Raw genomic sequence first — 14,887 nt, forward strand, 5'->3', positions numbered from 1 at the left:
CATTACTCCCTTATATAAAGATCCGTTGTGAGTGTAGAAGCTTTCTCGAATTCATTTGGCATACTTTTTATAGTAATCGTAATTTTTTCGTTGTTCTTTTGAACCGAAAACATCTCTATATTTTCAACAAGAACAGACTGATCTTTAAATATTCTGTTCCCTCTTAATTCAAATTCATGGGCGTTGGTTTTAAGAACATCTGAAGATACCGTAACCGTTTCAGCCCGTCTCACTTCTTTCGTGATGACATTCATTGCATAACGAACATTTGACTCGTTTTCTATTTGTTCAGACTGACTGACAAATTGCTTCTGTCCAAATAAATGGGCATTGCTAATGAGCAGAATTACAATCCCTAAAAGGGCAAGGGCTGCTAAGAGTTCAACTAAGGTTACTCCCTCTTCATTTCTAAGAAACCTTTTCATATCAGTTCTCCCACCTGTATATCGATTCCATTTGAGATTCTAGCTTTGATTTGGTGTTATCACGATAAACCTTTACCAACACGTTTGATAATTCGTTTTGAGGTTCTTTAATCGAGAGATAGATATAATAATCATCCGTCGTCTGCTCATAGTGATACCAGCTATTTTCTGTTTCTACTAAACTCATATCTTCAATTTGGCTTTTCGCATCATCAAACGTAGAAGTAGTACTTAAGTGATACACCTCTTCCATTTTAGACTGGGCCAAATAGGTAGCATCTAGTATATCCGTTGAAATAGATGAAGTTCTCATAGTTTGGGTAAACATTGGCATGAAGGCAAGAATAATAATAGCCAAGATTGCAATGGAGGCAATGATTTCGATTAGTGTGATTCCACGTTCAGATTTAAAATTGTTCATTTTACATATCATCTGACAGACCATCCTTCTTTATTGAATCACAAACTTTACTACTACTATCGTACCATATTCCTCCTCCCCATTTATATTCTGGATATAAGAAAGCCAACACCTAAAAAAGGTGTTGGCCTCCTATTTACTCTTCTACTTTGACAATAACAGCTGTTAGTGGATCTAAGGTGATTGAATCTCTTTCTAGCGTATATCCAGATGGAGTTTGAACTTCTTCTGTTCCGGCTTCATCATGGTCCACTACTACACTCCCGCCTGTTAGATCTTGATTTAACGTGAGCTGGCGGGTTTCGCTGTCTGCATTGATAAAGACGTAATAAGCCCCCGTTCCATCCGTTGACTGAGCTTTGTACGCTACAACTAAATCCTCGTCCTTAATTTCAGGTACTTCCAATCTCGTTACATTTTCGTTCACTAGTTCCTGGTCCCCTAAACGAAATGCATTGGTAGACTGTCGTAGTTTAACTAAACCTGCTGTATAGTCTTTTGTCGTCGTACTGACCGGGTATTCTTCTTCGTTTGTTGCTTTAGCCCAGTTAAACATATTAATCGCATCAGAGGAGTCGTATGAATCATGAATGAAGTACCCGAAGCTGTTTCCTTCTTCGTCAGTAAGTTCATGATACTTCTGCTCCGGTATACCTTCACCTAGCCACTGCTTCGTTCTTCCATATTCCTGACCGGCATGGAGGAAGGCAGTACCTTGGGATGTGAGAACAATGGCATTCCCCAGGCGAATGCGCTCATGAATCTCCTGGTGGTTCGAAGGGATGGCCGGGTCCTTCTGAATAGACTGGGCAATTACATCGTAAAGAGGTAAGTTATCGTGAGCGGCGATATATTGAACCATATCGCCAGGGTCATCCGCCGGTGTATTCGATGGCTGCCCTTTAATGTTATGAAAGATCGTATCGATTGAACGGGCTCCGCCTGTAATAAAACGAGGCTCTCCTTCTGAGCCAAAGCCAGATTTTAATTCATTCCGCATCTCATCAGAGAAGACACCAACATCATTGGTTTCATCCATCCAATCCTGGTCTGCCCCTTTCCCTTCAAGAGCGGGTTCCGCTGCTGCTCCACCGAACGTTCTCCACCCTTCTCCGATAAAGAGGGCATTCGGATTAATCTCTGCGGCAGCGTCATAAGCGTTTTGAATCGATTCGTTATAGGCATCTCCCATCATATCAAAACGCATGCCATCGATTTTGTACTCATCAAACCAGTACTTCACAGAATCAACCATTAACTTCTCTGCCATCTTGTGATTAGCAGCTAGATTATTCCCGAATCCTCCAATTAAGTTTCCATCAGCATCCTGGTAGAAGTAGTACCCTGGTACGATGTCATTTAAGAAATCAGCTTTAGCCATATGAGTATAAACAACATCTAGCACAACACCCATATCCGCTTCATGAATCTCCTGAATCATTTGCTTTAGTTCTTTGATTCTTTGTTCTGGGTCTCCCGGATTTTCGGAATAAGCTCCGTCAGGGGAGAAGTAGTTATGAGGATCATAACCCCAGTTGTATGAATTATTCGCAGCTGAATATTCCAGTTCTCTTTCATTCATTTTCGTTTCATCCCCGTAATACCAAGCCATGACAGGGAGAATCTGTATATGCGTAACACCTAAAGACTTCACATATTCAAGCTTCTCACTAAAGGAATTAAACGTTCCCCATTGGCTATCAAGCTCTCCTGAAATGGAGGGGTCAGAGGTAAAGTCTCTTACATGAACTTCCCATATCACAGCGTCTTCTCGTTTCTCAAACCCTGGTATATGTCCCTGTGTAAAGTTCGCTGGATTTGTCTGATCCAAATCAATAATAGCCGCTTTTCCCGTCTGATCGCCATCAGGTCCTGCTTCTCCTTTTGTATTCACTGTAAAAGGAGCCATAGACTTCGCATAAGGGTCTAAAACTTTTTTCGTCTCACCGTTGTTCGTGACTTCGTACTGATAATAGTAGCCGCGCAGGTCCTCAACACCTAACTCAGACGCTTTCGCTTCTAGAGTCCAGACCCCATTATCACCTTTAGTCAGAGAGAGTTGGCCAATTGACTCGTCCCAATTCTCTTTATCATAAAAGGTTGCCTTGACTTCACTTGCTGTCGGGGCCCAGAGCTTTAACGTGGCATCCCCTTTGTGATACGTAGCACCAAGATCATCGCCTTCATAGGTGTAAAGTTCATCAATCATTCTCCAGCCAACATCAGCCGAAACCGTACGCCCAGCATATGTGATCTCAAAAGGTGCCCTATCTGGCGTTATCGACACCATTACTTCAACAGATGTATCGTCGACAATGCTGATGCCTTCAATCGCCACTTCCTCCCCTTCCTTATCTACGATCGTAATCGCTTCTGCTAACTGTTCTTCTGTAAGTCCTTTTGTCATGGTATAACTTAATAAAAATCTGTTTTTTGAAAGCACTTCTGCCGATACTAGCCCTGTTGGTGTCTCCCAATACGGAGATGTATAAACGGTATTATCTCCTTCCCGAATCCAAAGTCGGTTGTATTGGTCTAGTAAAGAGAAGCTTTTATCCCCCGCTTCTTTTTCCCCGTTTTCCTTATTGAGCACAAGGAAACCTACCTTTTCTGCATCTTCTTTCATGGACACATCTACATAGGCACCATATTCATCGACCCCATCAAATGATAGAGCTCCTTGCGGCCAGCCCTCACTCGGCTGTTCAACGTCTTCCCAAACCCAGAGCCCAAGGTCATCATAGTTACCATCTTCTTGAACGTAATGAATGCGAACCTTATTCTCTTCTAAATCAACTGGTTCATAAGGAAGCACTTTGTCCCCTCCTTGTTGCACCCATACCTCATTTTTATCGGGTGTCGTAAGTTGCACGTTGCGATCTTCTAGTTGTTTCTCTCCACTTACCCGATTTACGACTAAGAAACCGACATTTTGCGCATTTTCCTTTAATTCGACGTCTACATATGCACCGTATTGGTCAGTTCCACTAAAAGGAAACGCCCCTTTTGGCCAATTTTCCGCTTTAGAGGCTACATCGTTCCATGTCCAAACGCCTAAGTTTTCGTAGTCCTTCGACTCGTTCTGGTAATGAATACGAAGATGACCTTCTGGCACTTCATTCGTGACCTTCTCATAGTCACCTGGCCCCACAAGGATAATTTCTCCTTCAACTTTTAATCCACTCGGAAGCTTCATTCCTTGCGCCAGATAAACATTCCCTAGCACTTTACTATCTGTTATCGTAAGTTCATTTGATGAGATTAAGAGATTCCCATCTATCGTTTCACTACTATAGATACCTGGTTCGTTATAGACTTCTTCAAAAATTCGGTCAAGAATCACGATAAGTTGAGCTCGCGTGATTTTCTTAGATGGATGAAATTTGTTTCCACTATAGCCGTTCACATATCCTGCTTCTGTCATAGCACCTACTGCATCAAGAGTGGCTCCATCTATTTTCTTCTTGTCTTTGAAAGGAACATACTCACCTTTACCATCTGTTTTCATTTCAAGAACATGGGCCATAACCCTTACGAATTCTTCTCTTGAAACAGGCTGTTTAGGACGAATAGTTGGATTTGTCGGTTCCTCTACATAGCCTGCAGCCATCGCTTTTGATAAGACCTCTTCTTCCCAGTCCCCTTGTACGTCTTTAAAAGGAACCTCTTCTTTTTCTTTGAATTGAAAAGTGTTATTTAGAATATGAAAGAATTCTGCACGCGTTACAAAGTGGTCAGGTTTAAAAGAACCGTCCGAGTAACCCCCTACAACACCTATAGAATTCCATCGTTCAATTTCTTTCTCTGCCCAATGACCCTCTACGTCGGTCATCGCATATGTAATTCCTGATGATAGAACCATGCAGAGGAACACAACCAAAACGATTCCTTTCCTCAATACCTCTCTCATACCGTTTCCCTCTCCTTTTAACCGAATTACCCTATAACGTCGCTTTATGCAAGCGGTTTCATTTTAATCAATAAAACAAGATTAATTGTGAGTCTACTGCCTATTTAAAAAGAATAGAAAAGTGGCTTGAAGAAAATGCAAACGCTTGCATAAAAGTGGAAGAAAAAGTAGTAATATAGGTGAAATCTATTACCAAGGTGGAACGAAGCTATAAAGTTATCCATATTAAACCAAAACATAATAACAGTGTCAATCCTACTTTAGACTATATTCTGGTAGATTTGGACCATATATTCCTTTTTAGCATGATTACAAAATTAGCCCATACATATGGAATAGTACATGTTTCTAGGAGGAGATCTCTTTGTTTTCATCATGGAAAAAACAATCCAATCCTACAACTGATGAGCTGGTCAGTGTCCTTAAATCCAAAACGTTAAAAGAAGATCTGCTGCCCTATTCTGATTCAACGTTATCCGTATTTGAACAATCCATTGTAAATAAGATTACGAAAGCCACCAAGGTTCACAATGAAACGAATATAACAAGAACAAATGCTTACTTATCTTTCTACAATACGTACCCAGAGATTGAATGGGCATTGTTGGCTCATTTGGTCTCGAGGAATAGCGGATGGAATATGACCGATTTAAAAGGCGAGTGGTTATCGAAACTCCTTTCAGAGAAGGAACAACGCAATTATTTCCGATTACTAGAACGTGCCAATTGGTTAATTTTCCAAGACGCTTACCCTCAACTTCTCCTTTACCACTACAGCCTAAAGCACAATCTATCTTTATACCACTTACTCCCGGCTTTTCAAGTATCCCGTTTTATGGAACCTGTTTGGAATCACTTCTCTACGCACCAGGACCGAACTACTCTATCCACCGCCCTCATTATTAACGAACAGCATTATATAGAGAAAAGAGTCATTCATAACAAATTCTTTAAACAAGCGGTTTTAGATACACTAGATTTTAAAGTACAAGAGTGGCTCGGGCTGACCCAGATTTTATTCCCTTATTCGAAGAGCAAGAAATTCAATCGTGCTGACTTCACTGGTCTCACCGTTCACCAATTTGCTTCCTTATCGAACCGTATTGAATTCGGAAAGAAACTTTATGTCACATTATTCTCTGACCCAAAACGGTTACAGTCGATTAAACAATGGGCTGATCAACATCCTCATACAGGGTCACGAAAAGATTACTGGCCTCATCTCTTCCACACAATTCGAGAATCACCTCCTGGCAAGCTCTCACTGAAACTTGAACGGTGTCAGTTGCGGAAGGGAGCCGCTCGAGTCTATAGTCCTCCACTGAACATAGCCTGGGAAATAATTGAGCATCATCCACCTTCTCCTGAGGACTGGTTTACGAAGTGGGATGATGCTTCTCTCTTACATGGTTTGCCTTCTTCTCAGCGTGAGAATATGACCGAAGATCATTGCGAAGCGCTTACGAAGATTGAGCTTGCCGTAGCAGCTAAACAAATCATCTTTCATCGCCAAGACTAGGATGTTTCCGTTGACCGGAATTGAGTGTAAGGCGGGCCTGGAAACCACTCGCTTTCCTGTGGGGAGCTGGTGAGCCTCCTCAGCCGGCTATGCCGGCCTCCGGGGTCTCAACCTAGATTGAAATGTGCAAGCGTGGTGCCTAGGACCGTACGGATAAGGCAGCTTTTTGGAGAAGGCGTTTAGCCTTTGGAAAAAAGATGACTTATCGCGCTAGGTCCTCCACGCTGGAACTAGACTGGCTCTTCTGCCCACGGGAGTCTCGCAGTTTCCAGGCCCGCCTTTGCTATATTAGATGAACGGAAAACGCATAATCTTTGGAGCAGCCTCCTTGTTGCAGGGACTTCAACTACTGACTACTAGGGGAGTATAGAATTAAAGGTATTCTAAATGGATACAACGAATGGGTAGGGAAAAGGGAAAAGGAAGTGATGCTTTGAATCGTCAAAAGAGGTTGCGGGACTATGGGGTACGGATTGGTCGGTTGGAAACTGGTGTAAAGAATAGGATTACGGATGTTTCGGGTGTAAGGGTCGGGCATTGTACTATTGCACATGAGGGGGCACAGACGGGGGTAACGGCTGTTGTGCCTCATCAGGGGAATACATTTCAAGAGAAGGTGATTGCTTCTTCTCATGTGTTAAATGGGTTTGGAAAGACTCTAGGGACGGTTCAGTTAAATGAACTTGGCACCCTTGAAACACCCATTCTTCTAACGAACACATTAAGCGTTGGTACAGTGACGAAAGGTCTTATTGAATACATACTTGAGCATAACCACGATATTGGAGAAACGACAGGTACTGTTAATCCTGTGGTGGGGGAATGCAATGATATGCTCATTAACTCTATTCGGAACGCTTCTGTTTCAAAAGAAGATGTCTTAGAAGCGATTGAGGAATCATCAACTCAATTTGAAGAAGGGGCTGTTGGGGCAGGGCGTGGGATGGTCTGTTACGGGTTAAAAGGGGGGATTGGGTCGTCTTCTCGTCTTATTCACCTCGATCATGATACATATACAATAGGTGTGCTCGTTTTGGCTAATTTCGGGCAAATGGAAGACCTTATGATAAACGGATCTCGTGTGGGACAATCCTTGAAAGAAAAGATGGACCAAAATGATGAACCAGACAGGGGCTCTATTATGATGATCGTCGCTACAGATCTTCCTGTTACAGAGCGTCAGTTGAACAGAATGATTAAGCGTACAAGCACCGGGCTAGCCAGAACAGGATCAACGATCTCTCATGGTAGTGGCGATATTGCGATCGGCTTCTCAACAGCTACTAAAATTCCACATTATAAACCAACTACCCTCTTATCGATTCCCTCTGTTCACGAAGAGGACTTAAATGCGGCTTTTCGAGCTGTTGGGGAAGCTACAGAAGAAGCTATATTGAACGCTCTTGTGACAGCCGAATCAGTCCCATTACGTGATGGACGGATCGCCATGTCTCTTATCGAAGCGATTGAAGAACATGGCCTTTCTCTTACGTAAGAGGTGAATGGCCTATTAGCGGCTTAGAAATTAAAAAAACGACCAGGTTGCCCTTCTGGTCGTTTTTCCATATTTATTAAACTATTTTTTAATGCAACCGCCGTAGCAGCATGCATTCACTTGGGGAAAGAACAAAGGATAATGTTCCATCTTGTGTTTTATAAACCGATTTTTCAATGATGTTTTGCCATCGTCCCTTTTGAGCTTTAAGGGTGATATCTTTTGTTTCACGTACGTTTCGATTAAACACAAACATCATCTGTTCATCTGCTACTTCCGCTCCGAATTCATCCACCCCATTTTCTATAGATCGAACAAACGTATAGACATCTGAATCCGCAGCATGTGAAATCCAGCTTCCTGTTCGAAGAGCCTGGTGTTCCTGTCTCATAGATCCTAGCATTTTGTACCAGTTCAGAAGGGTTTGATCCTCTTTGCCCCATGGATAGGGCTTCCGGTTATCAGGGTCCTCTCCTCCTGTTACACCTGCTTCGTCTCCATAATAGAGAGAAGGGATTCCCGGGAACGTATACATCCATAAACTTAATGCTTTAAGTTGTTCAGAAACAATCGATTCCCTCTCATCTTTTGAATGGGTCGGTAATGCCTCATCTAGTAACGTTTTGATGCGTTCTACATCGTGGCTTGAGAGCATGTTCATGACCGCATAGAAATATTCCTTAGGGTAATGTTCTCGCAATGTGACAAGACGAGTATGCAAGGTAAAGGCATCTATGTCTCCACGTATAAAATCAAGCATAAGGGCCCGCAAAGGATAATTCATGACAGAGTCTAAAACTCCTCCGAGGAAATAATCTCTGCGTTTCCCATAAGCGGTTTTATTTGAAGCATCTTCCCACACCTCTCCTAGCAGAACGCTGTCAGGCTCATGGTTTTTTAACTCCTTATAAATCATACGGATTAGGTCATCGGTTAACTCATCCGCTACATCCAGCCGCCAATGATTCATCCCCGAGCGTTGCCAGTTCTTAATAACGCTATTCTCGTCATGAACAAGAAACTGCTGATAACTTTCATCTTCTTTATTTACTGTTGGTAACGTTCCCACACCCCACCAGGCATCGTATTCATCCGGATACTGATGAAAGGTGTACCAGGAAAAGTAAGGGGACTCTTTTGATTGATAGGCTCCCACTGAGTTGTAGGTTCCTTTTTGATTAAAGTAAATGCTGTTACTACCTGTATGGCTGAACACACCATCTAGCATGATTTCAATTCCACGGGACTTAGCTTGAGTAATCAGTTCCTCAAAGTCTTCTTTCGTGCCTAACAGAGGATCAACCTTATGGTAGTCACCCGTATCATAACGGTGGTTACTCTCCGCTTCAAAAATCGGATTCAGGTAAATTACCGTTACACCAAGTGACTGGATATAATCGAGTTTTTCGATAATGCCCTGAAGATTTCCACCAAAGAAATCCCATCTGACCACCTCTCCACGCTCATTCCTGATATAGAACGGATCGTTTGACCAATGAGCATGAACTAGACTTGTTTTAGGAGCCTTCTTTAGATCAACCCCACCCGAAGCATGAAACCGGTCTGGAAAGATTTGATACATCGTTGCGTTCTTCCACCAATGGGGAGTATGATAAGCGGGATCGTAAACGGTTATTTGCCACGAGAGTGGATCCACATCGTATACCTTTCCCTCTCCGCTTTCTTCTGGATTCTTACATCCATAATAGAGGGAGCGATCTTCCGTCTCAATTTCAAAGAAGTACCAGACAAGCTGTGGCTCCTCTGGCATTGTAATCATAACTTCATATCCACTGTATTGATGTTCTTCCGTGTATAGATCCATTTCTTTAATATGTTCTTCGTTCGTTTTGTCAAAGATATAGTGAAGGTGTACGCGTGTGACGTGTTGGCGATGATGCACATCAATACTCAACTTAACCTGTGAGGATTTTGGTGCTGCCCCAAATGGGTCACGATAGGATGAATCGAAACTATTATGAAATATATCTAAATGTTTCATCTGGATTCCCCTCCCCCAAAAAACCTAGCCGTTTAACAGTTTAGCTCCACTCATGTTCCAAATTTCATTTGCATAATTTTCAATTGTATAATCACTTGAAAATCTACCAGAATGGGCTATGTTCATTAAACTCATTTCATTCCACTTCCGCCTGTTAGCATAATCATGACTGATCTCTTTTTGGGCCTCTACATAGCTGTTAAAATCTTTTAACAGAAAATACTCGTCATTGTTTGTAACAAGAGCATGATAAAGCTCATGAAATGTTGTGTCCCCTTTTGAAAATGGGCTATAGTGAAATAGCTGATCGACCACACGTCGAATCCGCTGATCCCCTTCGTACATTTCCTTCGCATCATACGCCCCTGTATGATAATAACTGAGCACTTCTTCAGAACTTAAGCCAAACGTGTAAATGGCATCGTTCCCAACCTCTTCATGAATTTCAACATTAGCGCCGTCCATCGTACCAAGCGTAATAGCTCCATTCATCATAAGTTTCATGTTTCCGGTTCCAGAAGCCTCTTTACTGGCCGTAGAAATCTGCTCACTCACATTTGTTGCTGGTATAATTTTCTCAGCTAATGACACCGAATAATCTTCCATGAAAACAACTTTAATCGTATCTTTCGTAACAGGGTCCTGATTCACGACTTCTGCAATCGTATTGATTAACTTTATAACTTTCTTAGCGAAATAATAACCAGGAGCAGCCTTGGCCCCAAAGATAAACGTCCGTGGCGTCATATCTATTCCTGGATTTGCTTTTAACTCATTATACAGATGCATAATATGAAGAGCATTGAGTAATTGACGCTTGTATCCATGAAGTCGTTTTATATGAACATCGAAAATGGAATTCGGATCAATTGAGATTCCGTGATCCTTCTCAATCCACTGAGCCAGATTTTCCTTATTATGTTGTTTGATGTGATGCAGTTCATCTAAGAATGCGCCATCTTCTCGATACGAGAGTAGCTGCTTCATCAAGCGGGGCTCACGTTTCCACTCTTCCCCTACTGTATTTGTAATCAATTCTGCTAGTGAAGGGTTCGCATGGAGCAGCCATCTGCGGTGCGTAATCCCGTTTGTTTTATTATTAAACCGTTCTGGAAAAGCCTCGTAAAAATGCTTCATCTCACGATTCTTTAAGATCTCAGTATGAAGTCTTGCGACCCCATTCACGCTATGGCTTCCCACAATGGATAAATGGGCCATCTTTACGTTCCCATCTGCAATGATTGCGAGCTTGGCAATTCGATCGAAGTCACCGGGGTCTTGCTCCCATAAGGATTGACAGAAACGTTCATTAATCTCTTCAATAATCATAAAGATTCGCGGCAATAATGTGCGTATGACCTCAACCGGCCAGGTCTCAAGCGCTTCGCTAAGAGTTGTATGATTGGTATAAGAAACGGAGGACTGCGTAATCGTCCATGCCTCTTCCCATCCTAATCCCTCCACGTCCATAAGAATCCTCATCAATTCAGGTACAATTAAAGCAGGATGAGTATCATTAATATGCAGCGCGATCCTTTTTGAAAAATCAGACCAAGGAAGGTCCAAATCCTTATACTTTTGAACGATATTTTGTAAACCAGCTGATACAAGGAAATACTCTTGCTTTAACCTAAGTTTCTTGCCTTCTTCATTCGAGTCATCCGGGTACAGAAATGACGTAATCTCTTCTAAATGACGCTGGTGCCCTATATAATTTCCATACGCCTGTTCAATTTGAGCCTTGGCCAATAAATCTTCTTCTGTTGGCTCAGCACTCCACAACCGAAGTGTATTTACGGCTTTTTCCTGATCCCCTACAACAGGAATGTCATAAGGAACCGCTCGTACTCTTTGACTGTTTTTATAAGTGAAATGGAGATCTCCATTTTTGTCTTCAACTGATTCAATTTCTCCACCAAATGACACTTCTATCGCTTCCTCTTCGCGCCTTACTTCCCATGCATAGCCGTCTTCTAGCCAATGATCAGGCAGTTCAACCTGATAACCGTTGACGAACCGCTGCGTAAACATCCCATTACGATATCGGAGTCCAACTCCATGTCCAGCTAAACCAAGAGAAGCTAAAGAATCCAGAAAACAAGCTGCCAATCGACCAAGTCCTCCATTACCAAGACCCGCATCTGCCTCAGACTCTTCAAGAATCGGCAACGTAAGACCAAGGTCTATAAGCCCTTCTTCTACTACATTTAATGCTCCCATATTTAATAGATTATTCCCTAATAAGCGCCCCATCAGGAACTCCATAGAGAAATAATAGACTTGTTTCTTACCTGCTGCTTGATAGGATTGCTCGGTTTCTTTCCATTTCTGAACGAGTCTTCCACGCACCATTTGACTCAATACGTGATAAGCATCTTGTTCGGTTGCCTGTTCAATCGTTTTACCGGTTTCGGATTCTAGATTCTTAGCAAATGCTTCTTTAAACTCTTCTTTACTGCTGAACATACTGGGATCCTCCATTCTGATGCTTTATGCGTAAATTTTTAGCATCGATTGATATAAGTCCATATATTGTTTCGCAGAGTTCTCCCAGGAATATTGGCTTTTCATGACGTTCTTAATAAGCTGTTTCCACGTTGCTTGGTCATGATAAATGTCAATGGCACGGCGAATCGTAAATAACATATCGTGAGCGTTAAAGTTCGTGAAGCTGAATCCATTCCCTTCGCCTGTTGCCTCATCAAAAGGATGAACGGTATCCACAAGACCACCCGTTTCCCTCACAATCGGAACCGTCAAGTAACGAAGAGCTAACAATTGTCCAATACCACAAGGCTCGAACCTTGATGGCATCAGGAATAGATCACTCCCGGCATACACTTGTCGTGACAGCTCTTCACTGAACGTGATGTTGGCTGAGATCTTGTCTGGATACTTGTGCTCAAACCACTGGAACATTTGTTCATAATACTGTTCACCGGTTCCTAATAACACAATTTGAACGTCTTCTTGACCCAATAGGTCATCTAAGATCCTGCCGATGAGGTCAAATCCTTTTTGCTCAACCAGTCGTGAAACAATACCAATCATCGGTATCGTCTGATCAACAGGCAGACCAAGCTTCTCTTGAAGCCACATTTTATTTTGAGCTTTCTTGATTAACGAACTACGATACGGGAAAGCGAGTGATTCATCTTTCATAGGGTTATAGTCTTGGAGGTTAATGCCATTGACAATGCCAGTAAGTCGGTGAGAATGTTTGCGAAGTACTTCATCTAGGTTTTCCCCATAATAAGGTGTTTGAATCTCTCTTGCGTAAGTTTCACTAACCGTTGTGATGGTATCCGCGAAATTTAAAGCCCCTTTCATAAAGCTAATGTTTCCGAAGAATTCAATGCCATCCACAGTCATGAAACGTTCATCAAGATCCATTAAATCATGAAGTACCGATTGCGGGAATATACCTTGATACTTAAGATTATGGATCGTGAAAACTGTTTTCATACCTTCAAATACAGGATCATCTTTATAGTGGGTGTGAAGGAAGAGTGGAATCAAGCCCGATTGCCAATCGTGGCAATGGAGAATTTCTGGCTTCCAGTCAAGTATTCGCACCATTTCCATCACTGCACGATTAAAGAAGACAAAACGCTCCGCTTCATCCTCATAGCCATAAAGATTAGACCTTTTGAAATAATATTCATTATCCAAAAAGTAAACCGGAATTCCTTCGTATTCTAAGTATTCAACCCCTGCATATTGCTGCCTCCATCCCAACTGGATAGTTAGGGTATCGATAAGGGTTAACTGATCTTTCCATTCTTCTTTCATTTCCTGATATTTAGGTAAGACTACTCGAACGTCAGCTCCCTGGTCTTTTAACGCAAGAGGCAAAGACCCTAACACATCAGCTAGTCCCCCAGATTTAATAAAGGGTGTGCACTCAGAACCAATCATCAATACGTTCACGTCGATCACTCCTCTTATAAGATATAGAAAATAATAAAAGGACTGCCAAAATGGAGTTTAGGCAGCCCCGCCTTTTCCTACATGGTTTTACGCTTTGCTACGACAAACGGCTTTTCTGGTGCTCCGATAAGTGTCTTCCCTTCAGAGATCGTACAATCCTTATCCAGGATAACATTCTCTAACACAGCTCCCTCTGCAATATCACACCTTTGCATAATGACAGAGTTCTTAATGACAGCACCTTTCCCGACCTTAACGCCCCTAAAAAGAATACTATCCTCTACATGGCCTTCGACGACGCACCCATTAGCTACTAGGGTGTTCTTTACATCTGACCCTTGCATATACTTGGACGGCGCTTCATTCTTCACTTTCGTTAATATAGGAGCTTCTTCCTTAAATAAACGGTCATGTTCTTCTGACTTTAATAGATTCGTACTGTTGCGATAGTAGCTCTCTACTGAATTCACAAGAGCATGGGCACCCTTATATTCGTAGGCATGAATATGAATGGCTGGTAAGCGATCTTTAATGGCATCGCGGAAAAAGTGAGAGTGACCATGAGCAATGGCTTTCTCAACTAAATCGTGCAGCAGGCTTTTCTTAATCAGAAACATTTCCATATAGACGTTAGGATTGTGATGCTCGTTATGAATGGCTTCTACTCGTTGATTCCCCTCAATATCTAACTTCTGCGCAAGCTGATACTCCGGGAGCATCTCAGACACACGTTTATAAATGACCGTAACATCAGCTTTTGTTTCCTTATGTTCTTTCAAGACCTCTTGAAAATCTATATTGCAAATGTGCTGTGAACCAGAAACGAGTATATAATCCGCAGACGTTCTGCGAATAAAGTCAATATTGTTATGAAAATGCTGGAGATCCCCTTTTGAAATATCTGTTGGATCATTCCAATCCGGAGGAAGGATGAATAAGCCTCCCCGCTTTCGGTCCAGATCCCACGCCTTCCCTTGTTCGAGATGGTCCATTAATGAACGATATTTCCGGCGAGCGAACACCGCAATGGATTCAATGCGTGAGTTCGTCATGTTTGAAACAGCAAAATCAATCATGCGGTAACGTCCACCAAATGGAACGGCTGCCCCACAGCGGAAATAAGTCAATTCATTCAGCATATCCTGTTCATGATCTAAATTAATAATACCTGCTATACGATCCATT

9 protein-coding genes are annotated in these 14,887 nt (G+C 42.2%); 2 read left to right on the top strand and 7 right to left on the bottom strand.

The genetic code is table 11. From position 1 onward, the window contains the following. Positions 1–2 precede the first annotated feature (2 nt). The 3 genes from QNI29_RS20530 to QNI29_RS20540 form a co-directional block, all read right to left on the bottom strand. Positions 3–425, bottom strand: a complete 423-nt coding sequence (locus QNI29_RS20530) for a PilW family protein (protein ID WP_231419474.1) — start codon at positions 423–425, stop codon at positions 3–5. A gap of 1 nt (position 426) precedes the next feature. Further along, positions 427–846 carry a prepilin-type N-terminal cleavage/methylation domain-containing protein gene (locus QNI29_RS20535; protein WP_231419473.1) on the bottom strand — a complete coding sequence of 140 codons (420 nt, stop codon included), beginning with the start codon at positions 844–846 and terminating at the stop codon, positions 427–429. A gap of 136 nt (positions 847–982) precedes the next feature. Then, the gene (locus QNI29_RS20540; RefSeq protein WP_284526661.1) at positions 983–4,708 is read right to left on the bottom strand and encodes a pullulanase; all 3,726 of its coding nucleotides are present in this window, start codon (positions 4,706–4,708) and stop codon (positions 983–985) included. Positions 4,709–5,120: 412 nt separating this feature from the next. Between QNI29_RS20540 and QNI29_RS20545 the strand changes: the two genes are divergently transcribed. Together QNI29_RS20545 and QNI29_RS20550 are read left to right on the top strand one after the other, a co-directional pair. After that, positions 5,121–6,275 (top strand): DUF2515 family protein, encoded by a 1,155-nt coding sequence (locus tag QNI29_RS20545; RefSeq protein ID WP_231419471.1) that lies wholly within the window; start codon positions 5,121–5,123, stop codon positions 6,273–6,275. Positions 6,276–6,708: 433 nt separating this feature from the next. After that, positions 6,709–7,770, top strand: a complete 1,062-nt coding sequence (locus QNI29_RS20550) for a DmpA family aminopeptidase (protein WP_231419470.1) — start codon at positions 6,709–6,711, stop codon at positions 7,768–7,770. A gap of 88 nt (positions 7,771–7,858) precedes the next feature. On the opposite strand, the gene QNI29_RS20555 is transcribed toward QNI29_RS20550, so the two are convergent. From QNI29_RS20555 to glgD, 4 genes are all read right to left on the bottom strand, one after another. After that, positions 7,859–9,772 carry a glycoside hydrolase family 13 protein gene (locus QNI29_RS20555; protein ID WP_231419469.1) on the bottom strand — a complete coding sequence of 638 codons (1,914 nt, stop codon included), beginning with the start codon at positions 9,770–9,772 and terminating at the stop codon, positions 7,859–7,861. Between the two features lie 24 nt (positions 9,773–9,796). Beyond that, complete coding sequence (locus QNI29_RS20560) at positions 9,797–12,238, bottom strand: glycogen/starch/alpha-glucan phosphorylase (RefSeq protein WP_231419468.1); 2,442 nt, start codon at positions 12,236–12,238, stop codon at positions 9,797–9,799. A gap of 24 nt (positions 12,239–12,262) precedes the next feature. Further along, the gene (gene glgA / locus QNI29_RS20565; RefSeq protein ID WP_231419467.1) at positions 12,263–13,702 is read right to left on the bottom strand and encodes a glycogen synthase GlgA; all 1,440 of its coding nucleotides are present in this window, start codon (positions 13,700–13,702) and stop codon (positions 12,263–12,265) included. Positions 13,703–13,779: 77 nt separating this feature from the next. After that, complete coding sequence (gene glgD, locus QNI29_RS20570) at positions 13,780–14,886, bottom strand: glucose-1-phosphate adenylyltransferase subunit GlgD (RefSeq protein WP_231419466.1); 1,107 nt, start codon at positions 14,884–14,886, stop codon at positions 13,780–13,782. Position 14,887 lies beyond the last annotated feature (1 nt).

This window comes from Pontibacillus chungwhensis (genome assembly GCF_030166655.1).
Classification (GTDB): Bacteria; Bacillota; Bacilli; order Bacillales; family BH030062; genus Pontibacillus.

Coding starts and splice junctions, on each gene's coding strand:
- QNI29_RS20530 (WP_231419474.1), bottom strand. CDS start 425: ATGAAAAGGTTTCTTAGAAATGAAGAGGGAGTAACCTTAGTTGAACTC.
- QNI29_RS20535 (WP_231419473.1), bottom strand. CDS start 846: ATGAACAATTTTAAATCTGAACGTGGAATCACACTAATCGAAATCATT.
- QNI29_RS20540 (WP_284526661.1), bottom strand. CDS start 4,708: ATGGTTCTATCATCAGGAATTACATATGCGATGACCGACGTAGAGGGT.
- QNI29_RS20555 (WP_231419469.1), bottom strand. CDS start 9,772: ATGAAACATTTAGATATATTTCATAATAGTTTCGATTCATCCTATCGT.
- QNI29_RS20560 (WP_231419468.1), bottom strand. CDS start 12,238: ATGTTCAGCAGTAAAGAAGAGTTTAAAGAAGCATTTGCTAAGAATCTA.
- glgD (WP_231419466.1), bottom strand. CDS start 14,886: ATGGATCGTATAGCAGGTATTATTAATTTAGATCATGAACAGGATATG.